This window comes from Herbaspirillum sp. C7C2, from assembly GCF_022627865.1.
Classification (GTDB): domain Bacteria; phylum Pseudomonadota; class Gammaproteobacteria; order Burkholderiales; family Burkholderiaceae_D; genus Herbaspirillum; species Herbaspirillum frisingense.
Map to the genome: position 1 here is coordinate 1 of NZ_JABXGI010000004.1, position 25,696 is coordinate 25,696.

The window sequence follows — 25,696 nt, forward strand, 5'->3', positions numbered from 1 at the left end:
GATTGTGGTCTAAACATGGGTCAACTTAGGATGCAAATTTCTGGCTTAAGTGGGTCAGTTTTCGATGCAATTCAACACCTTCTAGCCTGAAATAGCAGAGCGCACTCACGTAGTACGGTGAATACTTGTGATCCTGACCGAAGATTTGCCCCTTAAATCGCTGCACTATCGTTCCGTAATATCCCGAAACCGCATGAGGAACCATTAAAAAAGCCGATGCAAAAGCTTTGATTTGGATTGGGATGGAAATAATTTGGGTTTTTCTGACACCCGGGGATGAATGGTACTGTTGCGCCCGCCGTTCATAGTAAAGCTTGCCATCACCCTTCATGGCAGCGAAATACTGCTCCAACTTCTTTTGAAAGACGGTGAGCGCCTCGAGCTGTTCAGCCTTCACTTCAGTTTGGCTGTTCGTAGCTACTGTAATTTCATTCTTGATCTCTTCGTCCTCGGTCACAATGATTTTGACCGGTACATGCACATTCTCGATGCCGGCGATGGCTTGTGATCCGTGTAAGACGTTACTGGTCTGACACCCGTTAACGATCTGATAGTCTCGCAGAGTGAAACGGTTACCAGCCGGGGTCAGCGAGGTAGCAACAATGGTTACTCCGTTGTTCAGGACACAGAACAGCTCAAAATTGCCGGCCGCGAGTGTTCCCTTTATTTTCTTGTTTACCTCATTTTCGCCTTGGAAGTCGCGGACGTTGTCGTAAAAAATATTGTAGATGGCATCATTCTCATCTTGCACCAAGCTCATGAAGTCTTTGTAGGGCAAGACCCCGAGATACGCCTCTTTAACGCCTTCAATATCAGGCAGGGTGATTCGACTTTGAAAGTTGATCGTCGCTGACAACTTGTTGCGAGTCTCGTGATAATACTTTTGAATTTCGTTAGCTCCGAGCGGTGTCATCGACACCGTCTCAAACAAGCCCGATTCTTCGATCTCTCGTCGGCCGCTAGTGACCACAGCAACCAGATTTTGGTCCCCAATCCATTTTCCTGTGGTTACATAAAATAGCTTGCACGCGGGGCGGCGGTTCACCATGAAGGCGGACTTCTCAACAATGGCATCCCATATGGCACGGCAAGATTTCAACTTTTCGTTGTGGACCATTTTGGGCGCATCGGAGATAAAATCTTTAACTCCGAAAATGAAAGAACCAATCTGCGAACCCTCAAAGTTCGACGAAGTCTTGGATTGGATAAAAACAACATCGCAGTCTAGGTGACCTGCTTCACCGACGATGTCGTCCAGCTCTTCGACATCTTCAATAAGCTTTCCATTTACGAGTATGGCAATGCCGTCAATGGCGGCGTCTCCACCAGCCCCCGTGCTCACAGATTCCAGCTCGAAGCTTGATCGATGAAGTTTCGAAATCACTGCAAAATTTGCAAAGTGCTCAAATTGCTTATCTTCTCCAAGCTTTCCCAGCTCGTTCTCGCTGGCAAAACTATCCAGAAGCGATTTTGTAATTTTGTCCAATCTTTTCCCCTAAGCACAATTTTTTCACTGAACCTGTCGTCCCCACGACGCAGCAACAGAAGGACCGCTTTCGTTCAGGACGCTGGCGGTTACCGTAACCGGAGCTTACCATTTGCATTGCAGAGACGTAAATTCCGCTCCGCAATTCCAAATCGAGGGGCGTCCTTATTGGCCTCGCGCCCCATTGATTTTATGAATTGCGGAGCAAAAACATCCTTAACCTATTGATTTATATAATTTTCCTCGTAGATTCGCAATCAGTAGGTCGAGGGTTCGATTCCGCCCATCAGCACCAGCGCATAAGGGGTTCCAGGCATTCGCCCGGAACCCTTTTTCTATTTTGGCGATGCTGGTACGAAAAGCCTGCCCTCCTCCCTCAAATGCTAAGCCTTAGCAAGCGGCTTCATACGAAAACTGATTCCCATCCGATTAATGGCATTCATCGCGGCGATCACGATAGTGAGTTCGACCAGATTTTTTTCGCCAAAGAAAGAAAGTGCCGCCGCATATGCTCCATCCGAAGCATGCGTTTCGCTGATACGCGTTACTTCCTCGGTCCAGGCGAGCGCAGCCCTTTCCTCGTCGGAGAACAGATAGCTCACTTCCTCCCACACCGGTACCAGGACCACCTTATCGACCGACATCCCGCTTTTGATGAGGTCACGCGTATGGATGTCGATGCAATGCGCGCATCCATTGATCTGTGACACCCTCAAGAAGACCAGATGTATCAACTCACCAGGCAAGTCGGTGCCGGTCGTTACGTAATGATGAAGTGCGCCTAGCGCCTTGGCGCCCTCGCCGGAAACTTGAAACCAATTCGGACGTTTCATAAATTCTTCCTTGAAGTTGGGTTGAGCGGGTTCAATGTCGAAATCCCGCTACTCCCAAGACGGCTGGACGATGTCGTCTGTGACAACTTCTAAAGAATTTTTCTTAAATGCATCTCCAATAAAGCTTTAGGTCTCTCTCCCGAATTGCCGAGTAGTTGAAACCACGAGCGATCTCTTATGGAATCAATTCAAAATAAGAATCTCCTCGGCAGCCATCCCATTCGACAAGAGAGATCACCACACTTCAACCGGCAGAGATCTACCGATCCCTGCCATCCGCTGGAATGCTCAGATCTGAGAAAGACCTCCATCCACCGTCAGTTCAATCCCGGTAATGTAACGAGCATCTGGAGACGCAAGGAACAACCCGGCACTCGCAATCTCGGCCGGATCAGCCATGTAACCCAATGGGGTGATCTGGGAAACATACTCTTTCAGGCTATCGATCTGAGCGTGGTCGAGCTTGAGGCTGTTGTCCATCAACGGCGTGCGCGTAAATCCCGGACTCAGCGCATTGACGCGGATCTTGCGTGCCCGCAGATCGTTGGTCCAGGTGCGCGCGAAGGACCGCACTGCCGCCTTGGAGGCGTTATAGACGCTCAGCTCAGCCATGCCGTTGCTCGAACAGATGGAGGATGTCAGCACCACGGAAGCGCCATCCGACAGCAGGGGGAGCAGTGTCTGCACGGTGTAGAACACGCCCTTGACGTTGATATCGAAGGTACGGTCGTAATCCGCCTCGGCGGTCGCCCCGAAGGGGTGTTTCTCGCAGATGCCGGCGTTGGCGAAAATCGAATCGAGGCGGTCACCGCGCTTTTCGATTTCGGCTTTCAGATATTCCAGGTCCGCAAGCCTGGAGACGTCGGACACCACCGCCACCGCTGAGTCGCCCAGAACACCAAGGGCCTCATCAAGACTCTTGCGTGAACGACCTGTCACGTACACCCGTTTGGCGCCCTGCGCAAGCAGGCCTTGCGCGATCGCCAATCCAATTCCCGTGGAGCCGCCGGTGACAACAGAGACGTGATTCAAAAATTGAGAAGACATCGAGATTCCTATCGTGATCAAGTGGGACAGCATTTACATTGCATCGCTACAAAGATGCGCGGGACCGCGCTGCGGTCTGGCTCTGGCCTTCGTGCAGCGTGGTGGGAGATTTTTTCCATGACTATCTACCGACGAGAACGCGATGCACGGGCAACCAACAGCGCCGCGATCGTCAGGCTGGCGGCGACACATACCATCGCCCAGCTGAAGGCATGCGCCAGGGACGATGGCGTATGGCGGGAACCCGCCAGACTGAAGAACACGCTGCCGATGACAGCCACGCCCAGGGCCGCACTGATTTGCAAAGCGGAATTCACGATCCCGGCCAACATGCCGGAACCACCGGCCGGCGCAAGATCGATGACCGATCGCACCAGCGTGGGCACGGCGATCCCTTGCCCGAACCCGATCAGCGAGAGCGCGATCACGACGCCCGCCAGTGCCGGTGTCCGCGCGGCGGGTGTGGAAGCCACCACTGCACTGAGAATCAGGCAGCCCACGACTTCCAGCGCCATCCCCAATACCGGGGTCCAGCGTCCTAACCGGCGCACGGCGGCGGGTGTCGTCAAGGGACCGATCAGGAAGCCCAGTCCGCACGGCACAAACATCAAGCCGGTCGCAAATGCGCTCATCCCAATCGCCTCCTGCAGATAGATCGAGAAGGTGAGAAAGAAGGCCGAGACCACATAGAAGAACAACACTCCGATCATCCCCACCACCAGGCCGGGTGCATCGGCCAACTGAGGCGCGACCAACGGCGTTCCACCGCGCTCCGTGAGCCACCGCTCGTAGCGCCAGAACGCAACGGCAAACCCCGGTGAAGCGAGCAGCATGAGACAGGTCCACCACGGCCAGCCGGCCTCAGGCCCTTTCACCAGTGGTACCACCAGCAGGCCCAGCGAGAGTGCACAGAGCAGCACGCCCATCCGGTCCAGCCGCGCTGGATGTGGACTGCGCGTGTCCGGCAACAAGGGAATTCCGCCGAGGAACACGAGCGCCACGAGCGGCAGGTTGATCAGGAAGATGACCCGCCATTGCAGGTCGCCGACATTGGCCGCAATCAGCAGTCCACCGAGCGCCTGGGCGGCAATCGCTGCCAGTCCGATGATCGCGCCGTACATGCTCAGCGCCCGCGCCCTCTCCCGCTCGGGAAACAGCGCCTGAATCGATGCCAGCCCCTGCGGCGCCATGATCGCCGCACTCAAGCCTTGCAGCAGCCGGCCGGCGATCAGCATGGCAGGCGTAGGCGCAACACCACAGAGCAGCGACGACAGGCCGAAGCCCGCCAGACCTGCGAGAAACACCCTCTTGCGCCCGTACAGGTCTCCCAGCCGTCCCCCGGTGATCAGGAACACCGCATACACGGCGGCGTAACCGGATATCACCAGTTGCATCTCGGCAGGATCGGCACCCAGGCCGGTACGGATGGACGGCAGTGCGACATTGACAATGAAGAAATCCAGCGGCGGCAGGAAAGCCCCCACCAGCAAGACGGCAAATGCCAGCCATCGACGCGGATGGGGCACATGCTCTGCGTGCGAAGAGGTGGTGAGTGAATTCATTTAAATATAAACCGATAGGTTCCAAATTGAGCAAAAAAAATTCAGTCGAGCAGCCGCATCGCCGTTTCGACGACAGCGGTCATTTGCTTGTCTACCGCTCCTACCTTTCCAAGCGTGCGCATGCCGTGAGTCAGGCTGACGATCACGGTTGCCAAGGTTTGTGGATCGTGATGCGCGGGAATTTCCCCGCTGGCCTGCCCACGCGCAATGGCTTTGGCATACGCATGACGGATACGGTCGACCATGGCCTTGACGCGTTCAGCGACATCATCGTCGTGTGACACCATTTCCATCGCCGTTGCGACCAGCATGCAGCCGCGACGCCCTTCTTTGCGGCAAGACATTTCCGCCAGGCGCATGAGGGTTTCCCGTATCGCGGCTTTGGCCGATCCTGGCTGCTCCAGCGTGCTGAGCAGACGGACCAGCGACTGGGAGATATAGCGGTCGAGTGCGGAAAGAAACAAGCCATGCTTATCGCCGAAAGCCTTGTACAGGCTGCCCCGTGACAGCCCGGTGCCATCGATCAGGTCGACCAGCGACGTGCCGTTGTAACCACGCGTCCAGAAGACCTGCATCGCCGATTCGACGGCGGCATCGATCTCGAATTCGCGCGGACGTCCTGGTCCTGATGGGAGATGGGATAAGCTCATGGAATATTTGGAACCGAATGATTCCGAATAATACCGACTGCGATTTATTGATGCAAGTAGAAATTGTTGGCGGACGTTGCCAACAGCAAAAAGCGGCTCGCCGATGGGAGCCGCTTCTGGTCGATGGTCACATCATCGCAACGATCAATACGCTCAGCGCGCCAGTGCGTAGTTGATCGGCACCCAGCGATACCCGCTGCCATCCTTGACGATATGTCCAATACCGGGGAAGGACAGGTGAGCAGCCGCGATCAGTTCCCGGGTATCTGCCACCGCATCGAAAGCCTTGCGGCGATCACCCATGGCTTCATGTTCGTCGGTATCGAAACCGATGGTGACATCCGGCTGCGGGAACTGTACCGCCGCCACATGGATCATGTCACCCACGATCAACAGACGCTGGCCCTTGCTGCTGACCAGGTAGGCATTGTGACCAGGGGTATGACCGTAGTTGGCCACGCTGGACACACCCGGCTGCAGCTCGCCGTCACCCTCGAAGGGGCGGAACTTGCCGGCCGCGATATAGGGCTTGAGGGACTTCTCCGCGACCTCGAAGAATTCCTGATTGATGGCGCTGGCCTTGGCCTTGTTGGCCGGGTTGAGCCAGTAGTCGGCATCCTTCTTGTCGGCCCGCACGACGGCCTTGGGGAAGACACGCTTGCCCTTGTGCGTGAGACCGGCTTCGTGGTCGGGATGAAGGTGGGTCAGGTAGACCTCATCCACCTGGTCCGGGCGATACCCTGCCGCTTTCAGGCTGGTGAGCAGGTGGCCACTGTCGGCATCGAGCACGCCACCGGCTCCGGTGTCGATCAGGATCAGTTTCTTGCCCGTGTTGACCAGGAAGGCATTGACCGATGTCTCCACCGGATCAGTGACAAAAGCTGCCTGCAGGCGCTTGTCCAGATCTTCCTTGCTGATGCCCTTGAGCATCTTGCCTGCTGGCAGATGGTTGGTGCCATCCGACAGTGCAGTGACTTCGATGTCACCGATCATGGTGCGATAGAAACCCGGCTGATTCTTCAGCATCGGCGCCTCGGCATGCGCTGCCTGGGCCATGGCGAATATCATGGCGGCAGCAGCGAGAGGACGCAGCAGTGGGGTGAGCGAGCATGCGCGGATCTGGCGAAGGGAAGTGGACATTGTTGTTTTCCTCAAAGGGTCATTGAAGCCGACCGATTCCGGCACGCGGTAGGCATGCATGGATGGCCGTCCGACTGATCGGGACGATGCCAATACCGGCCGGAAGGATCGATGGGCGAAGCGAGGCTGCGAGGGCACAGGTCGCACTGCGCCGAAGGACGGCGTGAGACCCCATTGCAGCTCTGCCACAGGGCGCAGTGTGGACAGTGCAGGAGGGAGTGTCTAGTTATACGAAAGGATAGGCGAGATGCATGGCATCACGCCTGGGAAAAGCGATGGACCTCGAACATCCGGGAAACGTGTCTTGCACAGACTGTGACATCAACAGACCTGCGCGACAGAGGCGCGTCTTACGCAGCAGGCCGCTTGGCCAGCGCCAGGATGGCGCCGAACAGAATCATGGTGCCGCCGCTGATGCGGTTCATCCAGCGCAGCCCCTGGGCATTCTGGATCACGCCGGAAAGCCGGCTGCCCGCATAGGCATAGGCCGCGATCGCGACCACTTCCAGGCTCAGGAAGATCCCGCCGAGGATGAGGAAACTGACCCAGTAATTGCCGGGAACCACGAACTGCGGGAAAAAGGCAGTGAAGACCAGGATCGCCTTGGGGTTGCCGATGGCGACCAGGAATTCCCTGCGGATGAAGGTGCGGATATCGCCGCGCGCCTGCTCTCCCGCAAGGCCGTCAACGGACAGCGTTGCCCTGGAAAAGAAGACCTTGAAACCCAGCCAGACCAGATAGGCGGCGCCCAGCAGCTTGCAGACCGTGAAGGCCAGTTGCGACGCCATGAGCAATGCTCCCATGCCCAGCGCGGCCACGGCGATCATGATCGCAAAGGCGACCAGGCGCCCGACGGAAGCCAGAATTGCCAGCCGCAAGCCGTAATGCGCGCCGATGGTGATGGACAGCAGATTGTTCGGCCCGAAAGCCATGTTCAATGCAAAGCAGGCCGGTACAAACAGCAGGAGCGTATCAAGAGGCATGATGTGACCAGTTGGGGGGGTGGAAAAACCTTCATCGGCGAAGGCAGGAGCCGCAATGATACAAGCGATCGCCCTATCGGCAATCGGCAGGACATCACCGCGTTAGTCGGAAATGCTACGCGCACCGACGCCCGCCCCTCGTCTACACCCTGAAAACGCCCCGCCGTCACTTCCACCGATTACCGGCACTTAGCCCAGGGCCTGCGCCACCTCTGCCACCAGCTTGCGCAACCAGATATGCGCCGGATCGTCGCGATAACGGACGTGCCAGGCCATGTGCAGCGGAAAACTGCCCAGATCGACTGGCGCCGGCAATACCTTCAACCGAGTATCGTGGACGAGCCGCTTGCAGATCAGCATGGGCAAGGTCGCACAGTAATCGGTCGCGGCCACGATCTCGGGGATGGAGGCGAAATGCGTGACCGAAACGGCCACCTCGCGTCGCAGGCCCCTGCGCTCCAGCGCCTGGAACAGGCCAGTGCGCAGACGGCCGGGCGGCAGCACATTGACGTGCTTCATGCGCTCATATTGTCTCTTGCCGATGCGCGTGCCGATGACCGGATGGTCGGCCCGTACGACGCAGGCCAGGCCATCCTCGCCGATGTGCTGCACCACCAGGTTATCCGGGGCGTCATTGATGCGTCCCAGCACCATGGCGGTATCGCCTGAACTCACGCCGGTCTCGGCCAGGTCGGTACCAAAAGGCAAGGTGCGCAGGCGCACACCTGGCGCCACCACGCTCAGGCGGGCCACCAGATGCGGCACCAGCACGAACTCGACATAGCTGTTGGGCGCGATGGTGATCAGGTGATCGGCGCGCGCCGGTTCGAAGGCCTGCTGGCCCAATACCACCGCATCCATCGACGCCAATGCCGTCACCAGCGAGGGGGCAAGCAATTCGGCCTTGGGCGTGGGGCGCATGCCGTAGCGCTCGCGGATGAACAGGGGATCCTGCAGGGTCAGGCGCAGCCGGGCCAGCGCATTGGACAAGGCTGCCTGCGTCATGCCCAGTCGCGAGGCGGCCCGGGTGACGCTGCGCTCCTCCATCAGGGCGACGAAGACCGGCAACAGGTTGAGGTCGTATTTCATATAGAACTCATTTCATAAATAGGCGCGAGTGCGAGCGAGTCCCGTTTGGGATGAAGTGCAAGGCGCGAATTTGGGTCAAGACTGGGCGTCTTGGCCCAAATTCGTAACGCAGCAATTCGCCCAAACGGGCCGCTCCCTCCGGGTTCTGCCCAGAACGCATCTCACGACTATTTATGAAATGAGTTCTAGATATATTGTCTACGATAAATCTGTTTTATCAATAATAAATTGGCCGAATTTCTCCCCATTGCCGATGATGACGACCATCACCACCTCACCAGAAGGAGTCAACATCATGTCGCACACCGGATCTGATCTGTTTTCCCCCACCCGCATCGGCGCCATCGACGTCGCCAACCGCATTGCCATGGCCCCACTGACGCGCTCGCGCGCTGACATGCAGGGCGTGCACAGCGAACTGGCCATCGAATACTATCGCCAGCGCGCCTCGGCCGGTCTCATCATCAGCGAAGCCACCAATATTTCGCGCGAAGGCCGCGGCTATGCCTTCACCCCAGGTCTCTACACCGAGGAACACGTCGCGGCCTGGCGCAAGATCACCGATGCGGTCCACGCAGCAGGTGGCAAGATCGTCAACCAGCTTTGGCACGTAGGCCGGGTCTCGCATAGCTCATTGCAGGAAAACGGCGCAGCGCCGGTCGCCCCCTCGGCGATCCAGGCGGGTGAGCTGGTATTCCTGGAGTCGCAGACGCAGGCAAGGCCCTCCATGCCACGTGCTCTGGAGACTGCCGAAATCCCGCGCCTGCTGGAGGACTATCGCCACGCTGCGCGGCTGGCCAAGGAAGCCGGCTTCGATGGGGTGGAAGTGCATTCGGCCAATGGCTATCTGCTGGAGCAGTTCGTGCGCGACAGCACCAATCACCGCACCGACCAGTACGGTGGCTCGCTGGAAAACCGCGTGCGTTTCCCGGTGGAAGTGGTCACCGCCGTCGCCGATATCTGGGGTGCCGATCGCGTGGGCGTGCGCCTGTCGCCGCTGACCCGCTCGGCCGGTGACATCCCGCTGGACAGCGATCCCGAGCGTACCTACCTGTACTACGCCGAGCAACTGGGCAAGCTAGGCCTGGCCTATCTGCACTGCGTCGAAGGCCAGACCCGGGGCAGCAACGCGGCATCGGAATTCGATTTCAAGAAGCTGCACGCCGCCTTCGGTGGCCTTTACATCGCCAACAACAGCTACCAGCGCCAGATGGCGATGGATGCGGTCGCCTCGGGGCATGCCGACATGGTGGCCTTCGGCCGCCCCTTCATCGCCAATCCCGACCTGGTGGAACGTCTGCGTCTGGACGCCCCCTGGGCGGAGGCCGACCGCAACACCTTCTACGGTGGCGGTGCCGAAGGCTATACCGACTATCCGACCTACCAGGCTGCCTGACTCGATGACCTGGCTGGCACTGCCGTCGCCCGTGATGTTGATGGGGACGGCAGCGCCGCCTCCTGAAGCCCGCTCCCTGCCCTGCCCAAGCCTGTTCCAGGGCTGCGTACGGCCACGCCGCAATCCCACCCAGTGAAACCGAAGTACCGGTCAACGGGAATGATCATGCCTCCCCTATGCGCAAGATCACAAAAAATCATCACTCCCACCAAAAATTCGTTTTGATGCTTGTAAAATCCTTGCGGGTTTCCGTAAAGATCAATCAACAACAAGCATAGGCTGCAACGCCAGCTCATCCGCTAAGAGATGTCGGCAACAGGCAGCCTCTACCCAGGGGGGGAATCATGCAATCGAAGCGCAGCTTCGCTCATGCAAGACCGTTGCCAGTCAGTGCACTGGCAACACTGCTGCTGATCGGCAGCGCCGCGCACGCCCAGGTGGCGTCGTGGACCGGCAACGTCGACAACAACTGGACCAACGACAGCAACTGGCAGTGGACGGGGGCAGCACCCACGTCCACGGATGCTGCGGTCATCAACGCCTATCCCGGTGTCGATCCGGTGCTTTCCAGCAACACCACCATTCAGGCACTGACCGTCGGCGGCAGTACGGTGGGCAACCTGCAGATCAACCAGGCGACGCTGAACACCTCGTCGGTCCTGATCGGCAACAGCAACGGTTCCAACGGCACCATTACCGTCACCGGCAGCGGCACCAATGGCAGCGCCAGGCTCAACAGCAGCAGCGATGCGACCGTCGGCCTCAATGGCGTCGGATCGTTGACGCTTGACGCCGGTGCGGTCGCCAACATCAGCGGTACCACCTATGTCGGTGGTGCCAGCGGTGGCGTAGGCAACCTCACGATCAATACCGACAGCAGCCTGATCGGCAACGGCCTGGTCATCGGCAACACCGGGGCGGTCGGCACGATGCAGGTCGATGGCGGTGTCGTCAACATGAGCGGCTCGGTGGTGCTGGGTAGTGGCGGCGGCAGCAATGGCAGCGCCAGCCTGATCAACGGGGCGCAATGGCTGATCGGCGACCGGCTCACGGTCGGCAGTGGCGGCAGCGCCAGCCTTTCCATTACCGGTGGTTCCACGGTGGATTCCGTCACCGGCGTGATCGGTACCGCCGGCAGCACACTGTCCACCGTCAATATCAGCGGCGTCGGCAGTCGCTGGACCAATACCGGTTCGCTCTTCGTGGGCACGGTCAACAATGGCAACCTCACCATCAGCGACGGTGCCAATGTCAGCAGCGCCAATACGGTGATCGGGCGCCAGGACACCTCCAACAGCAGCGTCAATGTCAGCGGCGCCGGTTCTTCGCTGGCGGCGGGCAACCTCACCGTGGGCGGTGACGCCAGCTCCGGTTCCACTGGCGGCACCGGATGGCTCACCGTCAGCGGTGGTGCCAATGCCACTGCCGCGGTCGTGCATCTGGGTGACATCACTGGCGCGCGCGGTACGCTCACGGTCAACAATGCCAACTTCACCGCCAGCGATCGCCTGTCGATCGGCTACGGCGACGGCGCCAGCGGCAACCTCAGCATCAGCAATGGGGGCGTAGTCACCGATACCGGCGCCCTGGTCGGCCACCTGGCCGGCAGCAGCGGCAATGTCACCGTGTCCGGCAGCGGCAGCAAGTGGATCAACACCGGCGTGCTCTACGTGGGCAACGTCGGCAATGGCAACCTGACCATCTCGGGAGGCGGCAACGTCACCAGCACCGATGGCTATGTGGGAACCGAAGCGGGGTCCAACAGCAGCGCCCTGGTCACTGGCAGCGGCTCGGTCTGGAACCACTCGGGAGACTTCTTTGTCGGCCACAACAATGGCGCCACGGGCAGCGTAGTCATCTCGGCCGGTGGCCGTATCAACGATGTGCAGGGCTTGCTGGGCGACCTCAATGGCGCCTCCGGCACCATGACGGTGACCGGGGCCGGCTCCACCTGGAGCAGCAGCTCGGACGTCAACGTCGGTCGTCTGGGCAACGGTACGCTGACCATCTCCGATGGCGGCCAGGTCACCGGCAACCGCAGCTATATCGCCAACAATGCCAACAGCAACGGCAGCGTGACGCTGACCGGTGCCAACTCGGCCTGGATCACCACCAATTCCTTGCATGTCGGGGCCGGTGGCAATGGCACCCTGACCATCAGCGACGGTGCGCGCGCTACCGCCTCGGTGATCCGCATCGCCACCAGCAGTGGTTCCACAGGTACCCTCAACGTCGGTGCCGCCCCTGGCAGCACGGCAGCCGCGCCCGGCCAGCTCGACACCACATCGCTGGCTTTCGGCGCCGGCAACGGTACGCTGAACCTGAACCACAATGCCAGCGGCAGCAGCAACTACACGCTGGCAGCGGCCATCTCGGGCAACGGCACGATCAACCAGCTGGCCGGCGAAACGGTCTTCAGCGGCAACTCGACCAGCTTCGCCGGCAGCACCAATGTCAATGGCGGCAAGCTCAGCGTCAATGGCGTGCTGGGCGGCACAGTGCGCGTCAACAGTGGCGGCACCCTCTCCGGGACCGGCACGGTGGGCAGCACCACGGTGGCCGCCGGTGGCACGCTGGCCACGGCCGGCACTTCGACGCTGACGGTCCAGGGCAATCTGAACCTGCAGGACGGCGCCACCACCCAGGTCAGCACCAGCGCCGACGGCAGCGGCGGCCTGATCCAGGTCAACGGCAATGCCGCCCTGGCCGGCAGCCTGTCCATCGCCGCCGGCAGCGGCGCCTATGCGCTGAGCACGCCCTATACCATCCTGTCGACCAGCGGCACCGTGAGCGGCAGCTTCAATGCCGTGCGCAGCGACTTCGCCTTTGTCTCACCCACAGTCAGCTACACCGGCAATGCGGTGCAATTGACGATGGCGCGCAACGGTAACAGCTATGCCTCGGTCACCACCACCGGCAACCAGGCCAGCGTGGCCAATGCCCTGACCCAGGCCGGCCAGTTGGCAAACCTGTCCAGCGCCATGCGCGCCAAGCTGGCGCTGATCGACGGCCTGTCGGCAGTGCAGGCGCGCAGCGCCTTCGAGAGCCTGGGGGGGCGTGCCTATCAGGGCCTGTCCACGCTGGGCCTGATGGGCCAATCGCTGCAGACCCTGGGTAACCGCAACATTGGCGGCGGGTCCGCCTTCTCCGGCGGCAGCGGTTTTGCGATGAGCCAGCTGCAACTGGCCTCGGCCGAGACGGATCGCTATGACTACCAGTACAGCGCCGCCACCATGACCGACAGCAGCAATGGCAGCAGCGGTCTGTGGCCCCTGCGTGTGCGCGAAGATGGCGGCGCCTGGGCGCAGGTTGCGGGCGGCCATGGCAATACCCGCTCCGACGGCAATGCCGCCGGCTACACCAGCAACAGCAATGGCCTGCTGATGGGGGTGGAACGGGTGCTGGATGATCGCTGGAGCATGGGCCTGGCCTATCACTACGACAATACCCGCCTGGCCTACAACACCGCCGGCGACAGCGCCAAGGTGGAAGGCCATCAGGTCGCCGTGTACGCGCAGTACCAGAGCGGTGACTGGCGCTTCAAGGGCATCGTCGGTTATGGCCGCAACCAGTACGCTACCCAGCGCAGCATCGTGATCGGCAATGATGTCTCGCGCGCGGCCGGTGACTACAACGGCGATGAACTCGGCCTGCATGCCGAGGCCAGCTATCGCATCGATCGCGGCAGCTACGTGTTCGAGCCGCTGGTCTCGCTGCAAGGCACGCTGCTGCGCCAGGACGCCTTCTCCGAAACCGGTGCCGGTGCGCTCGGCCTCAATGCCAGTGCACAGACTTCACGCTCGGCGGTGTCGATGGTAGGTGCCCGCTGGCACCTGCCCCTGCGCGAAGATGGCAAGCTGCAGAGCGAGCTGCGCGCATTCTGGAGCCATCAATGGCTGGATGCCGGCGGTAGCCTCAATGCCTCCTTCCAGGGCGCGCCGGGCGTCAACTTCCAGGTCGCCGGCCTGCAACAGAAGCGCGACGGCCTGGTGCTGGGAGCCGGCCTGTCCGGCAAGCTGGGCCAGGCGTCGAGCCTGTTCCTGGACTACAACCTGGGCCTGAACGACCTGCAGACCCAGCACGCCGTGGTGGCGGGCTGGCGTTATCGCTGGTAACTCCCTGGGCAGCAGTGCGGATCCCTCAGAACAGGAAGCCGCTCTGCTGCCCGCCGGCCTGCGCCTTGGGCGCGGGCCACGCCTTCATCTGCGTGGCCGGATAGTTCAGCAGCATCGCCGCTGCGCGCTCGGGCGTGCCGGCATTGAGCCATTGCCGGTAGAGCGCGCGCGGGATGATGACCAGGTTGCGCTTTTCCTCTCCAGGCTTGTGAAAACGCTGCATCAACGGATGCTGGTCAGCGTTGATGGTGATCTGCGTAAACGAAAAAGCATAGCCGCCCTCGGCCTCTTCCCAGGCGCGCCAGAGGCCGGCCACGCAGAACGGTTGGTCGTCGGCCATGCCGATGGCCCAGCGCTGGGCGCGGCCGGATTCATAGTTCGGTTCATAGAAGCATTGCATCGGCAACAGGCAGGTATGGCCCTGGCGCCAGGAGCCGGCATAGCTGCGCTTCTCGCCGATGGTTTCGGCACGGGCATTCATGGTCGATATCTGCAGACCGGGTTGCAACTTGCGCCGGGGCATCATGCCGTAGGTGCCGACGATCAGCTCGGGCTCGCCCTGCAGGCCAGCGCGCACCACCGGAGCAGCATAGTCCTGCCAGGTTTCCTCGGGCCAGTCCGGGGTGGCGCTGGTATCGGCCCCGGTCAGGGCGGTAATCTCGGATTTGGGGGTGGGCTTGTAGTTGACGCACATCGGTGACGGTTCCTCACGCTGAAGGCGGCTGATTGTGCCATAGCAGACCAGGTCCGGGGGCATGGGCCGGCACGCGGCCGGCCATGGCGCCACCCATTGCCTCAGCTGAAGAGCCGGCCGATCAGGCGTCCGCCGACGTGCAGGATCATGGGCAGCGGCGACTCGTAGTCCATGGCACCGGTGAAGATGCTGTCGGCGCGGGCGGCGGTGGCAACCAGGGTCAGGATCAGGCCGGTGAAGAGGGTGCTGAAGATGCGCATGATGTTCTCCAATTCAATGTCAATGTGGTGACGGGTCGTCAATGTGGGGCTTTGCTACCGATACGCATCCGGGCTTGCGTTTGCGTTTCGGCATGGGTGTATCTTGAGGCGAGGCAGTTACACATCGATGTCAGGAGTTCACGCGATTGTTTCAATTGACATCAGGCGGGGGAGATCCGGCCAGGCAAGAAAAAACCGGCCTCTCGGGCCGGTCTTTTCCGGGCGCATTTGAACCGCTTATGCTGCCTTCTTGGCTTCCAGCGTGGCTTCTTCCAGCGCCATCAGTGCTTCAATGGCGGCAATGAGCATGCCGATGCGGTGGCGACGATAGACCAGGCGTTTTCTGGAACGGATGTTCATGATTTCTCCTACGACCGGCGCGGGGCCGATCCAATGACAGATGTGGGGTAGGCCGCGACTTGCGGCGCGGCGATCAGGCATGGTCCGCTGTGGCCATTGCCGCGCGGGAACGCGGGCAACACTGACTCGAGCGGATCAAGGCCGGCAATTATAGCCGAGCCGGGGCGATGCCCGTCCGTTTCCTTGAGGACGACGCTCCCGCCCGACGGGAATTGCGCCTGCCATCCGTGCTTTCCTGCCACACCGTCATGCCACACACGCTGTCCGATAGAGGGCGCTGAAGCGCCGCGACGCTTCCAGGCCCGGCACGAAGTGATGGCGGCCAGGCGACATCTGCTCCACCAGCGCATCGAGCTGCTGGGTTGAGCCAATGACGGCGCGTGGCCCGCCCTGCGGCGCCATCGGCTCCAGCTGGCGCCCGCGTGCCAGCGCGCGATAACTGGGCTGGCGCTTGGCGTCACTCCAGCCTTTTTCTATCCATTCACGGATGGTTTGCTTTTCGTAGTCGTCGAAGACACCGAACATCTGCCCACCCGGCGCATCGATGAGTCGCCAGAAGCGGCTTTCCTCTGCCGGCGCCGCCCGGATTATCCATCTGGCCTTGGTCAATTCCTCCAGGAAACGTGCCATCCCGTCTGGCTGTTCCAGCCATTGGTTGACGGTCTTGCCACCGATGCGGCAGTAATCGGAATGCATCATCCGGCCGAACTGCGCCTTGTCCTGCATCACGCTCACCACCTCCTGCTCAAGGTCGAAGGAATTGATCACATCCATCGTGCTCAGGCCCAGGTCGTTGAGCAGGTAGCCCCGCCGCACGCCCTGCATGAACTGTTGCGGATCGGCTGCCTGTGTTGCCGCCTGGGCCACGGCGTCCGCGGCCTTGCGTGCATGTCCGCTGGCAGCGTTGTCGATGGTGATGTGCAGGGTGAAATAGTAGGGATCGATCCCCAGTTCGTTGAGCTCGTAGGCGGTAATGAGCAGATGCAGGGGCAACTGTTCATAGCCCAGGTTGAAGCCGAACATTTCCGCTTCATATTGCCCGCCGTGGTAGGCCAGCGCCAGCTGGAGCGCGCCCTGCACGTAATGAGGCTCGGACAGGGGCAGGGCCGGTTCGCCGCCATGGGCGGCCAGCAGGCTGCGGTACAGGCTGACGTGGTTCATGGCAGGGTCGCCATCACCCAGCTCTTCGAGATAGGTCAGGATCAACGGGCGGAACAGCGGGTCGCGCCAGCGTTCCAGGGCGCTGTAGAGCCATGCGCCATCGACCAGCTTGGTCGGGGCCACGCGGCGCAGAAAATTGAGCGCATGTGCCTTGCCGCTGAAAAAGCGACGCGGCGCCCCGGCCTGACGCTGCTGAAGATACGCGGCATAAGCCTGGCCGACATCAGCCGCGCGCCGCTCCATCCACCCGGCCAGCGCGTGGGCATCCTCAGGGAGATCGCAGGGCAGCGCTTCGGCGGCCCGCAATTGCTGCTCCAGATATAGACGGGCCGACGCCAGCGCGTCTGCATCGGGAGCGGGCGCCAGCAGCTTGCCATGCAGCAGGCTGGGCACAAGCTCATCGGCCTGTGGACGGTAGGCCCGGGCGGCCGATTCGGCGGCCTGCATTTCCTCGACGGTAGATCGCATACATCCTCGCGCAAGATCAGAGGCCTCAAGGATGCGATGCCAGGGGCGGCCACGCTATCGGCGAGCGGCCAGCCTTGCTGTCGGAAAATGCCCTGCGAAGAGTAGGACGACGTCACGCCTGCGCAGCGAGCTCCGTCAGTGGGAAGGAAGACCTGGGGCTGGAAGGTGCGAGAGCAAGGCTTGGCACGACGGCAATACAGGCCTGCTTGCGGATATGAAATAATTGTCTTGCCCGTTTTTATATCCGATAATCGCGCCCATGAACGATACCGCACAACGCCCCGCCCTCCCCGACCGCCTCAGCGTCGATCCCCGCAGCCCGCATTATGATGCCGCCATCTTCGAGCATGACATCGGCATCAAGCTCAACGACAAGGAATTGAACAACGTCAGCGAATATTGCATCAGCGAAGGCTGGGTCAAGATTCCCGCCGGCCGCGCACTGGATCGCAAGGGCAATCCGATGATGTCCAAGCTCAAGGGGCGGGTCGAACCCTTCTATCGTTGAGATCGTTGATATTGCCGATCACAGCCATTCCAGCTCAACAACACAAAGGCCCGCAACGCAACTGCGGGCCTTTTTGCTGGCTAGGCGAACCGCAAGATTAATCTCTGCTACAGATCAATCAATGCCCGCGCATCGATTCCGTCGATTTGTCAATCTGGCGATCCGGGAAACAGGCGACGTCATGTCACCGGCCGCTGGCGCCACTCCTGCACCGTCGTTCCCGTGATGCGCTTGAACTGGCGCAGGAAATGGCTCTGGTCATGAAAACCCACGGCGATGGCCACATCCACCACCGTGCGACCCGGCTCCGCCAGCAACACCTGCGCGCGCAGCAATCGCTGGCGCATCATCCACTGGCAAAGTGTGTAGCCGGTGCTGGCCTTGAAGACCCGGCTGAAGCAACTGGATGAAAGATGGCACATCGCCGCCAGGGTGGACACGGTGATATTGCGCTGCAGGTTGGCATCGATATAGTCCAGCACCTGCTGCACCTGCTCGGGTGAAAGCTGGCGATAGGCCGGTGCGCCGGAGCTGCCAGCGGCGAAAGGACGGGAACCCACCGACTCAACCCGGCAGACGGAACACCGTCACCAGTTGCGCCAGCTGGGCCGCCTGGTCCTGCATGGAGGCCGCCGCAGCTGCGGCCTCCTCCACCAGCGCGGCATTCTGTTGGGTCACCTGGTCCATCTGCGTGATGGCGCGGTTGACTTCCTCGATGCCGGCACTCTGCTCGCGGCTGGCGGCACTGATCTCGGCCACCACGTCGGCCACATGACGCACGCTGGTGACGATTTCCTGCATGGTGCGGCCGGCCTGCTCGACCAGATGCGAACCGTTGTCCACCTTGCCGACCGAATCCTCGATCAGGCCCTTGATTTCCTTGGCGGCCTGGGCGCTGCGCTGGGCCAGGTTGCGCACTTCCGATGCCACCACCGCAAACCCGCGCCCCTGCTCGCCGGCCCGTGCCGCTTCCACCGCGGCGTTCAGGGCCAGGATGTTGGTCTGGAAGGCAATGCCGTCGATCACGCCGATGATGTCGGCAATCTTGGTGGAGGCGCTGTTGATGTCGGCCATGGTGCCGACCACCTGCTCGATCACCTTCCCGCCATCGGCCGCAACACCGGAGGCAGTGATGGCCAGCTGGTTGGCCTGGCTGGCATTGTCGGCATTCTGGCGCACGATGGAGGTGAGTTCTTCCATCGATGAGGCGGTCTCCTCCAGCGCACTGGCTTGCTGCTCGGTGCGCGACGACAGGTCCAGATTGCCGGCGGCGATTTCGCCGGAAGCGGTGGTGATGGTATCGGTCCCCTGGCGCACGCCCTGGACGATACCCGAGAGGCTGCGCCGCATGGTTTCGATGGAATGCAGCAGGCTGTGGCGGTCGTTGGCCTTCAGCGCCACGGCGGTGGACAGGTCCCCTTGCGCGATCTGTTCCACGATCTCCACCGCCCGTGCCGGCTCGCCGCCCAGTTGGCGCAGGATGGAGCGCAGGATGAAGGCGGCCATGGTGGCAATGGCACCCATCAGTACCGCCCCCAGCAACAGCAGGACCAGGGCATTGCGATAGAAGGACTGGTTGATGTCATCGATGTAGGCGCCGAAGCCGATGGTCCAGTCCCACGGCGCGAAGCGGGTCACCGCATACAGCTTCTGCACCTTCTCGGTGGTATTGGGACGCGTGCCTTCGGCGATGAGCAGGCCGATTTCCTTACCCTGCAGGGCGGCGCGGTAGCGGTCGCCATCTTCCTTGGCGGTCTTGTCCTGGATGCCCACCCGCTTGGGATTGGGGTGCACGTAGTTGAAGTCGTCGCTGTAGCCACGTACGAAGTAGTAGTTCTGCTCCTTGGCAAAACTGCCGATGACCATCTTGGCCTGCGCCTGGGCCTGCTCGCGGGTCAGCTTGCCGGCCTGCTCCTGGGCCTGCGCCTTTTCGGCCGCAGCCTTGGCCAGGGTCACCAGCAAGGACAGCTGCGCCTCGCGTTCTTCCATCATGGTGCGCCTGAGCGTGGTCAGCGAGACCGCGGCGATCACCAGGATGCCGATCAGGGTGGTGGCACACAGCCAGATGATTTTGGTACGCAGCTTCAAGGGCCTCTCCGTCTCTTGGATTCATGAACAAATGACAAGCCCGCACTGCCTCGTTCTGTGGCGAGGCTTGCGTGTGAGCATTGATGTGGATGTGGACGCTTCCGCGCCCTGCCGGGGACGGCAGCGTCCGCGCTGATGACAATGTAACCCGGCAGCAACGGTGGCCTTGGGCGGAACAAAGCCGCTTTCCGGCTTCAAACCGGGATTTCCCGCGCCGGCACCGGGTGCTGGTCTATCGCGGCCGTGGTGGCTCGTCCTGATTGGCCGGATCGATGCGCAAGTCAGTCTCGAAGCTCTGCAGGACGGCGCGCAATTCGCCGCGCTTTTGCATTGCCTCCAGTTGCGCGTTGATGCGTGGCAGGTATTTCACGCAGGGGCTGGCCTTGCTCATGGCGATGTAATTGTCGGTCTCGCTGACGAAGGGGCGCAGCGGCATGAAGTTCTCGGACTGGCCGGTCTGGTTCAGGTAGATCATGCCGCTGTAGTAACCGGTGATGAGATAGTCGATACGGCCCGAATCGAGCTTGCTGAAATTCATGTAGACCTTCTGCGCGGTCTCGATGATGAGGTTGTCGCGCATGAATTCGTCGAAGCCGCCACCGAACTGGTTGCCTAACGTAATGGCCCCGCGCTTGCCGATCAGGTCCTTCCAGCCGCTGAAGGGGAAGCGATTGTTGCGTGCCACGAACACGGCGATCGGGTTGCGGAACAGCGGCACCGAGGCATAGGCCAGGTATTGCTGGCGTTCGGGCGTGTTCTTGAGGGAAGAGACCAGGGCGACTTCACCGCTTTCGGCCTCCTTGAGGACGCGGTGAAAAGGCCCGACATAGCGGACCTCATAGGGAATGTTCAGCGCACTGAGTGCGCGGGTGGCGATCTCGATGCTGGCGCCGGTCAGGCGCTTGCCGTCGTACCAATGCAAAGGTGCGTAATCCGAATCGGCAGAGATGACGACCTTCGTGCATTCAGCGGCCTGCAACGATAGTGGCAGGACCGTGACGGCCATGGTCGCCAGCAGCATCGCTGGCAGGAATCTATGCATGCTGTCCCCCTTCCTTGCATCATCATGACGTCCCCCGTAGCGGCGTCATTGGCTGGTGTGATCAGGTCAGCATAACCCGATTGCAGCAGGCGTCGGCATGAATTTGATCAAGGAAGTCAGTACGGCGATGATTTTGCGACAGCCGTGTTTGTCGCCTGACGGAGCTTGCAGACCCATCAGGGCGCACCAGATCCGGGCATGGATACGTTTTGTAACGAATCGTCCCGGTCCTGTCAGCCTGTGCGCTGACATTCATTCCGGCCTCCTCTGTTCATTGCACGCGCGGCACCAGGGGGCCAGGCTCCGCTACCCTGCAAGGATTGCGCTTGATGAGCTTCAGGAGTCGTGCTTTCCTGCCGGCTTTTTCCCTTGACCGACATGCGCATCCTGACCCGCCGCGACTGTCGGACACGCGAGAAACGTCTGACAACAACATGCTGGGCTTTCCGACTGTTGGCGCGGCCACGGCTTCCTATGATAAAGCCAAGTTTTCCACAAACGCCAACGGCCTCGGGGAAAACGATTCTTCCGGACTGCCTGCCCGTGCAACCTGGCATCGCCTGGCGCAACACTGCAACACTTGCCCACGGGCAGCAAGCAATGATCATTCAAGGATAAAGGAGAACAGCCATGACCAAGACCTTCCTCACCGCCGCGGTGCTGGCCGCCGCTACTTTCGCCACTGGCGCCTACGCCCAATCCTATGACCAGGGTGGCAGCGGCATGCAGGGTACGCAGCAGCAGCAATACGATGCGTCGCCATCGTCCTCGTCCTCTTCGTCGCCTCAGTACTACAACTACCAGGGCCAGCAAACCAGCTCGCCGGCTGGCCTGCAGGAAAGCGGCCAGAACGGCCAGTATGTGGATCCCAAGGGTTATGAAGTCCCTAACGGTCGTCCCAACAACTATGCCCGCGAACTGAAGGACGGCCCCATGGGCACCTCGCCGGGCGCCTGATTGCTGACTGAGGCCTGATTGCTGACTGAGCAAAGCCTGAACGTCTTCGGTTAGCCAAGGCTATACCGGCGACCACCGCACCATCGCCCCGGCCTCGGCCGGGGCTTTTCATTGTGAGACCCGCGCAGCGCCACGGCATGCCGTAGAATCGCGCTTTTGCCGGCGCCTTTCCCTGGCGCGGGCCGTCCTCTGGTCTTGCAATGAATCCTCAAGAAATCGGCCGTGGCATCGGCTTGTCCGTGCTGGCGTCCGCGCTGTTCGCCTTCCTCTCCGGTTATACCCGCCTGCTGGCCCCGCTGGACGGCACCGACATCTTTGCCTGGCGCATCCTCGGCACCCTCTTGACCGTGATCGGCCTGCTGGCCTGGCGCGGCGAGCTGCCGCGGCTGCGGGCGGCCGTGGCGCAGTTGCTGGGGCGTCCCGGCACCTGTCTGGTGACACTGGCGATGGCGGCCTTGCTGGCCCTGCAGCAATGGCTGTTCCTGTGGGCGTCGGTGAACGGGCGGGCGCTGGAAGTCTCGCTCGGCTACTTCCTGCTGCCGCTGTCGATGGTGTTGGTGGGACGCTTCTACTACGGCGAGAAAATGAACCTGCTGCAGCGCCTGGCGGTGCTGTGTGCATGCATCGGCGTTGCGCACGAACTGTGGATGACGCGTGCCTTTTCCTGGCCGACGTTGGCCGTGGCGCTCGGCTATCCGCCCTACTTCATCCTGCGTCGGCGCATCAGGCTGGACTCCCTGCTGATCTTTGCGGTGGAGCTGATGGTGCTGGCGCTGCCGTCCCTGGTCGCCGTGCTCATGAGCGCCTCTCTGGCGGCCACCGTGCGGACCCCGTCCATGTGGCTGCTGATCCCGGGGCTGGGCGTGATCAGCATGATCGCCCTGACCAGCTACCTGCGCGCCGGGAAGCTGCTGCCGATGGGGCTGTTCGGCATCCTGGGCTATGTGGAACCGGTGCTGCTGGTGCTGGTGGCCATGGCGGTGCTGGGCGAATCGCTGCACCTCTCGCAGCTTGGGACCTATGGCCCGATCTGGCTGTCGGTGCTGCTGACGGCCTTGCACAGCGTGCGACTGATGCGGCGGCCGGCGCTGCCGTCCCAGCCGTTGAATTGAGGGCGTTTTCGTGGACTGATCGCGGCGCAGTGCCCCCCGCCTTCTCCTTATACTGGTCAAAACGGCCTCCCCTGCGCGGGGAAAGTGCCGCCGGGAGGGGAGAGACTTTACATGCGGCCCATATTGGCAAAGGCGGGACGGGTTGCGCGCCATTCGGTGGCGCGCCGGGCGCGACTTTTCGTGATCCTGATCTGCATTGCCATCGCCGCCGGCCATACCTGGCAAAGCCTGAGCGCCCGTCTGGCCCAGGTGGAAAACACCCGCATCTATTCCGGCAATATCGCCAAGGCGCTGGCGCGTCATGCCTATGACGTGTTCCAGGCGACCCATGGCTCCCTGATCAACATCAGCGACCGCATCTACGAAACCGGCGTGGACCCCGCCCACACCCGTGGCATGTCCCCCCTGCTGCGCCAGCTGTCCAAGGAAATGCCGCAGCTGGACGGGCTCTACATCTACGATGCCGCCGGCAATCGCATGGGCAGTTCATCCACACCACGGCCGGCTGATGCCAACAATGCCGACCGCGCCTACTTCATCTACCATCGCGACCACGAGGACAGCGAACCCCACATCAGTGCGACCCTGGTCAGCCGCAGTACCGGCAACTGGATCATTCCCATGTCGCGCCGGCTGAACCACCCCGACGGCAGCTTTGCCGGCGTATTGCTGGCGACCCTGCGGGTGGACCACTTCAACGCGCTGTACCAGACGGTGGATATCGGCAAGAGCAGTTCCATCCTGTTGGTGCTGCGTCCGGGCACGGTACTCACGCGCCAGCCCTTCGAGGCCGACTACATTGGCCGCGACATCACGGCAGATACCAGCATCCGTCAGTTGCTGGGCGGCCCGGCCAGTGGTCACGCGGAAATCCTCTCGCCGCTGGACGACACCTATCGCTACCTGTCCTACCAATCGGTGCAGGCATTCCCGCTGGTGGTGACAGTCACCATCGCGCGCGACGAAGCCTTGGCCGACTGGCGCCAGCAAACCATCGTCTATGGGGCGGCCGTGTCGCTGCTGCTGTTGATCATTGCCATGTTCGGCTGGCGCCTGATCGGCCAGATCGAGCTACGCCTGGCCGCCGAGGACCGTGCCCTGCAGGCCATGGGCGAACTGCGCCAGGCCAACAAGCAGCTGGAGTTGCTGGCGCACCAGGATGGCCTGACCACCCTGGCCAACCGGCGCCATCTGGACATGGTGCTGGATGCCGAATTCAGGCGTGCCACGCGCAGCGGCGCGGCCCTGTCGCTGGTGATGATCGATGTCGATTTCTTCAAGCAGTACAACGACCTGTACGGCCACCAGGCCGGCGATGAATGCCTGCGTCGCATCGCCCTGGTCCTGAAGGAGCGCCAGCGGCGCCCGGGGGATCTGGCGGCGCGCTACGGTGGTGAGGAAATGGTCATGCTCCTGCCCGAGACCGATGCCGAGGGCGCCGTGGTGGTGGCCGAGAAGATACGCGCCGGCATCCAGGCGCTGGACCTGGGGCATCGTGGCAATCCGGTAGGCGTGGTGACGGTCAGCGCCGGTGTGTGTGCGCTGGATCTGCTGGAGGGCGCTTCGCGCTCGGTGGAAGAACTGCTGGGGCGGGCCGATGCCGCGCTCTATGAAGCCAAGCGCGGCGGCCGCAATCAGGTACGCATGGCGCAGGCGGGTATGCCTGCGCCGGCCCCCGTATCAGCTGACTGAGGCTGGCCGGGGCCAGCATCAGTACTTACTGCTGGTGGTAGGAGGTGACGCGGTCGACTTCGTTCTTGGAACCCAGGAACACCGCTACGCGCTGGTGCAGCTTTTCCGGCTGGATATCCATGATGCGCTGTTGACCATCGGTGGCGGCACCACCGGCCTGTTCGACGATGAAGGCCATCGGGTTGGCTTCGTACATCAGACGCAGCTTGCCCGGCTTGCCGGGTTCGCGGGCGTCGGCCGGGTACATGAAGATGCCGCCGCGATTGAGGATGCGATGCACGTCGGCCACCATGGAGGCGATCCAGCGCATGTTGAAATCCTTGCCGCGCGGACCGGTGGTGCCGGCCAGCATTTCATCCACGTAGCGCTTGACCGGCGGGAACCAGTGACGCTCGTTGGACGCGTTGATGGCAAATTCCTTGGTGTCCTCGGGGATGCGGATGTCCTTCTGGGTCAGTACCCAGGCGCCCATTTCACGGTCCAGCGTGAAGCAGTGCACGCCGTCGCCGGTGGTCAGTACCAGCACGGTCTGCGGGCCATACACGGCGTAGCCGGCAGCGACCTGTTTGGTGCCGGGCTGCATGAAGTCCTGCTCGCTCGGCTCGGTCATGCCGTCGGGTGCCTTCAGCACGGAGAAGATGGTGCCGATGGAGACGTTGACGTCGATGTTGGAGGAGCCGTCCAGCGGATCGAACATCAACAGGTATTCGCCCTTGGGGTAGCGGTTGGGGATGCGGTGGATGGTCTCCATTTCCTCGGAGGCCATGGCCGCCAGGTGACCGCCCCACTCATTGGCTTCCAGCAGGATTTCATTGGAAATCACATCCAGCTTCTTCTGCACTTCGCCTTGCACGTTTTCGCTGCCGGCGCTGCCCAGCACTTCGCCCAGCGCACCCTTGCCGACGGCATGCGAGATCGACTTGCAGGCGCGACCGACGACTTCGATCAACAGGCGCAGTTCGGACGGAATCTTGTTGTGCAGGCGCTGCTGCTCGATCAGGTGTTGCGTGAGGCTGATACGTTTCATGATGGTCTTCCTTGTGTGTGGTTTTA

At 61.5% G+C, this 25,696-nt stretch carries 22 protein-coding genes; 6 read left to right on the forward strand and 16 right to left on the reverse strand.

Features of this window, described 5'->3' with window-relative positions; translation table 11 throughout:
- Nucleotides 1–25: 25 nt before the first annotated feature.
- The 8 genes from HWE04_RS08090 to HWE04_RS08125 all read right to left on the reverse strand — a co-directional run bounded on the left by HWE04_RS08090 (nucleotide 26) and on the right by HWE04_RS08125 (nucleotide 8,790).
- Nucleotides 26–1,486: an AIPR family protein gene (locus HWE04_RS08090; RefSeq protein WP_241812073.1), complete on the reverse strand. Its 1,461-nt coding sequence runs from the start codon at nucleotides 1,484–1,486 to the stop codon at nucleotides 26–28.
- Between the two features lie 383 nt (nucleotides 1,487–1,869).
- A complete protein-coding gene (locus HWE04_RS08095; RefSeq protein ID WP_241812074.1) occupies nucleotides 1,870–2,319 on the reverse strand; it encodes a carboxymuconolactone decarboxylase family protein in 450 nt (149 codons plus the stop codon).
- 288 nt (nucleotides 2,320–2,607) lie between these two features.
- Complete coding sequence (locus HWE04_RS08100) at nucleotides 2,608–3,366, reverse strand: SDR family oxidoreductase (protein ID WP_241812075.1); 759 nt, start codon at nucleotides 3,364–3,366, stop codon at nucleotides 2,608–2,610.
- 125 nt (nucleotides 3,367–3,491) lie between these two features.
- Nucleotides 3,492–4,928, reverse strand: a complete 1,437-nt coding sequence (locus HWE04_RS08105) for an MFS transporter (RefSeq protein WP_241812076.1) — start codon at nucleotides 4,926–4,928, stop codon at nucleotides 3,492–3,494.
- Between the two features lie 41 nt (nucleotides 4,929–4,969).
- Nucleotides 4,970–5,578 (reverse strand): TetR/AcrR family transcriptional regulator, encoded by a 609-nt coding sequence (locus tag HWE04_RS08110; protein WP_166758254.1) that lies wholly within the window; start codon nucleotides 5,576–5,578, stop codon nucleotides 4,970–4,972.
- A gap of 153 nt (nucleotides 5,579–5,731) precedes the next feature.
- A complete protein-coding gene (locus tag HWE04_RS08115; protein WP_241812077.1) occupies nucleotides 5,732–6,718 on the reverse strand; it encodes an MBL fold metallo-hydrolase in 987 nt (328 codons plus the stop codon).
- Nucleotides 6,719–7,068: 350 nt separating this feature from the next.
- Nucleotides 7,069–7,701 (reverse strand): LysE family translocator, encoded by a 633-nt coding sequence (locus HWE04_RS08120; RefSeq protein ID WP_077237505.1) that lies wholly within the window; start codon nucleotides 7,699–7,701, stop codon nucleotides 7,069–7,071.
- A gap of 189 nt (nucleotides 7,702–7,890) precedes the next feature.
- Nucleotides 7,891–8,790, reverse strand: coding sequence for a LysR family transcriptional regulator (locus HWE04_RS08125; protein WP_241812079.1), 900 nt, complete (start codon nucleotides 8,788–8,790; stop codon nucleotides 7,891–7,893).
- Nucleotides 8,791–9,085: 295 nt separating this feature from the next.
- On the opposite strand from HWE04_RS08125, the gene HWE04_RS08130 reads away from it, so the two are divergent.
- Together HWE04_RS08130 and HWE04_RS08135 are read left to right on the forward strand one after the other, a co-directional pair.
- Nucleotides 9,086–10,186 carry an alkene reductase gene (locus HWE04_RS08130; RefSeq protein ID WP_006464694.1) on the forward strand — a complete coding sequence of 367 codons (1,101 nt, stop codon included), beginning with the start codon at nucleotides 9,086–9,088 and terminating at the stop codon, nucleotides 10,184–10,186.
- Nucleotides 10,187–10,530: 344 nt separating this feature from the next.
- Entirely contained in the window at nucleotides 10,531–14,301 is a 3,771-nt protein-coding gene (locus HWE04_RS08135; protein WP_241812080.1) for an autotransporter domain-containing protein, read from the forward strand.
- A 25-nt stretch (nucleotides 14,302–14,326) separates the two neighbouring features.
- Here HWE04_RS08135 and HWE04_RS08140 read toward each other — a convergent pair whose 3' ends face one another.
- From HWE04_RS08140 to HWE04_RS08150, 4 genes are all read right to left on the reverse strand, one after another.
- The gene (locus HWE04_RS08140) at nucleotides 14,327–14,995 is read right to left on the reverse strand and encodes an SOS response-associated peptidase (protein WP_241812081.1); all 669 of its coding nucleotides are present in this window, start codon (nucleotides 14,993–14,995) and stop codon (nucleotides 14,327–14,329) included.
- A gap of 101 nt (nucleotides 14,996–15,096) precedes the next feature.
- Nucleotides 15,097–15,255, reverse strand: coding sequence for a hypothetical protein (locus tag HWE04_RS08145; protein WP_166758255.1), 159 nt, complete (start codon nucleotides 15,253–15,255; stop codon nucleotides 15,097–15,099).
- A gap of 237 nt (nucleotides 15,256–15,492) precedes the next feature.
- A complete protein-coding gene (locus HWE04_RS24450) occupies nucleotides 15,493–15,615 on the reverse strand; it encodes a hypothetical protein (RefSeq protein ID WP_255411918.1) in 123 nt (40 codons plus the stop codon).
- A 246-nt stretch (nucleotides 15,616–15,861) separates the two neighbouring features.
- A complete protein-coding gene (locus HWE04_RS08150; RefSeq protein ID WP_241812082.1) occupies nucleotides 15,862–17,244 on the reverse strand; it encodes an iron-containing redox enzyme family protein in 1,383 nt (460 codons plus the stop codon).
- Nucleotides 17,245–17,503: 259 nt separating this feature from the next.
- On the opposite strand from HWE04_RS08150, the gene HWE04_RS08155 reads away from it, so the two are divergent.
- Complete coding sequence (locus HWE04_RS08155; RefSeq protein WP_006464690.1) at nucleotides 17,504–17,752, forward strand: DUF3297 family protein; 249 nt, start codon at nucleotides 17,504–17,506, stop codon at nucleotides 17,750–17,752.
- A gap of 179 nt (nucleotides 17,753–17,931) precedes the next feature.
- Here HWE04_RS08155 and HWE04_RS08160 read toward each other — a convergent pair whose 3' ends face one another.
- From HWE04_RS08160 to HWE04_RS08170, 3 genes are all read right to left on the reverse strand, one after another.
- Nucleotides 17,932–18,312 (reverse strand): helix-turn-helix domain-containing protein, encoded by a 381-nt coding sequence (locus tag HWE04_RS08160; protein WP_077237512.1) that lies wholly within the window; start codon nucleotides 18,310–18,312, stop codon nucleotides 17,932–17,934.
- A 4-nt stretch (nucleotides 18,313–18,316) separates the two neighbouring features.
- A complete protein-coding gene (locus tag HWE04_RS08165) occupies nucleotides 18,317–19,840 on the reverse strand; it encodes a methyl-accepting chemotaxis protein (protein ID WP_241812083.1) in 1,524 nt (507 codons plus the stop codon).
- A 232-nt stretch (nucleotides 19,841–20,072) separates the two neighbouring features.
- The gene (locus HWE04_RS08170; protein ID WP_241812084.1) at nucleotides 20,073–20,882 is read right to left on the reverse strand and encodes a substrate-binding periplasmic protein; all 810 of its coding nucleotides are present in this window, start codon (nucleotides 20,880–20,882) and stop codon (nucleotides 20,073–20,075) included.
- 630 nt (nucleotides 20,883–21,512) lie between these two features.
- Between HWE04_RS08170 and HWE04_RS08175 the strand changes: the two genes are divergently transcribed.
- The 3 genes from HWE04_RS08175 (at nucleotide 21,513) to HWE04_RS08185 (ending at nucleotide 24,643) form a co-directional block, all read left to right on the forward strand.
- Complete coding sequence (locus HWE04_RS08175) at nucleotides 21,513–21,839, forward strand: hypothetical protein (RefSeq protein WP_241812085.1); 327 nt, start codon at nucleotides 21,513–21,515, stop codon at nucleotides 21,837–21,839.
- Nucleotides 21,840–22,039: 200 nt separating this feature from the next.
- Nucleotides 22,040–22,951 (forward strand): EamA family transporter RarD, encoded by a 912-nt coding sequence (gene rarD, locus HWE04_RS08180; protein WP_241812086.1) that lies wholly within the window; start codon nucleotides 22,040–22,042, stop codon nucleotides 22,949–22,951.
- A 111-nt stretch (nucleotides 22,952–23,062) separates the two neighbouring features.
- The gene (locus HWE04_RS08185) at nucleotides 23,063–24,643 is read left to right on the forward strand and encodes a sensor domain-containing diguanylate cyclase (protein ID WP_241812087.1); all 1,581 of its coding nucleotides are present in this window, start codon (nucleotides 23,063–23,065) and stop codon (nucleotides 24,641–24,643) included.
- 25 nt (nucleotides 24,644–24,668) lie between these two features.
- On the opposite strand, the gene HWE04_RS08190 is transcribed toward HWE04_RS08185, so the two are convergent.
- Nucleotides 24,669–25,670, reverse strand: a complete 1,002-nt coding sequence (locus HWE04_RS08190) for a class 1 fructose-bisphosphatase (protein WP_006464683.1) — start codon at nucleotides 25,668–25,670, stop codon at nucleotides 24,669–24,671.
- Nucleotides 25,671–25,696 lie beyond the last annotated feature (26 nt).

What these genes read in the sequence shown, in the direction of transcription:
- HWE04_RS08095 (WP_241812074.1), bottom strand. Translation starts at nt 2,319, where the DNA reads ATGAAACGTCCGAATTGGTTTCAAGTTTCCGGCGAGGGCGCCAAGGCG.
- HWE04_RS08100 (WP_241812075.1), bottom strand. Translation starts at nt 3,366, where the DNA reads ATGTCTTCTCAATTTTTGAATCACGTCTCTGTTGTCACCGGCGGCTCC.
- HWE04_RS08105 (WP_241812076.1), bottom strand. Translation starts at nt 4,928, where the DNA reads ATGAATTCACTCACCACCTCTTCGCACGCAGAGCATGTGCCCCATCCG.
- HWE04_RS08110 (WP_166758254.1), bottom strand. Translation starts at nt 5,578, where the DNA reads ATGAGCTTATCCCATCTCCCATCAGGACCAGGACGTCCGCGCGAATTC.
- HWE04_RS08115 (WP_241812077.1), bottom strand. Translation starts at nt 6,718, where the DNA reads ATGTCCACTTCCCTTCGCCAGATCCGCGCATGCTCGCTCACCCCACTG.
- HWE04_RS08120 (WP_077237505.1), bottom strand. Translation starts at nt 7,701, where the DNA reads ATGCCTCTTGATACGCTCCTGCTGTTTGTACCGGCCTGCTTTGCATTG.
- HWE04_RS08125 (WP_241812079.1), bottom strand. Translation starts at nt 8,790, where the DNA reads ATGAAATACGACCTCAACCTGTTGCCGGTCTTCGTCGCCCTGATGGAG.
- HWE04_RS08130 (WP_006464694.1), top strand. Translation starts at nt 9,086, where the DNA reads ATGTCGCACACCGGATCTGATCTGTTTTCCCCCACCCGCATCGGCGCC.
- HWE04_RS08135 (WP_241812080.1), top strand. Translation starts at nt 10,531, where the DNA reads ATGCAATCGAAGCGCAGCTTCGCTCATGCAAGACCGTTGCCAGTCAGT.
- HWE04_RS08140 (WP_241812081.1), bottom strand. Translation starts at nt 14,995, where the DNA reads ATGTGCGTCAACTACAAGCCCACCCCCAAATCCGAGATTACCGCCCTG.
- HWE04_RS08145 (WP_166758255.1), bottom strand. Translation starts at nt 15,255, where the DNA reads ATGCGCATCTTCAGCACCCTCTTCACCGGCCTGATCCTGACCCTGGTT.
- HWE04_RS24450 (WP_255411918.1), bottom strand. Translation starts at nt 15,615, where the DNA reads ATGAACATCCGTTCCAGAAAACGCCTGGTCTATCGTCGCCACCGCATC.
- HWE04_RS08150 (WP_241812082.1), bottom strand. Translation starts at nt 17,244, where the DNA reads ATGCGATCTACCGTCGAGGAAATGCAGGCCGCCGAATCGGCCGCCCGG.
- HWE04_RS08155 (WP_006464690.1), top strand. Translation starts at nt 17,504, where the DNA reads ATGAACGATACCGCACAACGCCCCGCCCTCCCCGACCGCCTCAGCGTC.
- HWE04_RS08170 (WP_241812084.1), bottom strand. Translation starts at nt 20,882, where the DNA reads ATGCATAGATTCCTGCCAGCGATGCTGCTGGCGACCATGGCCGTCACG.
- HWE04_RS08175 (WP_241812085.1), top strand. Translation starts at nt 21,513, where the DNA reads ATGACCAAGACCTTCCTCACCGCCGCGGTGCTGGCCGCCGCTACTTTC.
- rarD (WP_241812086.1), top strand. Translation starts at nt 22,040, where the DNA reads ATGAATCCTCAAGAAATCGGCCGTGGCATCGGCTTGTCCGTGCTGGCG.
- HWE04_RS08185 (WP_241812087.1), top strand. Translation starts at nt 23,063, where the DNA reads ATGCGGCCCATATTGGCAAAGGCGGGACGGGTTGCGCGCCATTCGGTG.
- HWE04_RS08190 (WP_006464683.1), bottom strand. Translation starts at nt 25,670, where the DNA reads ATGAAACGTATCAGCCTCACGCAACACCTGATCGAGCAGCAGCGCCTG.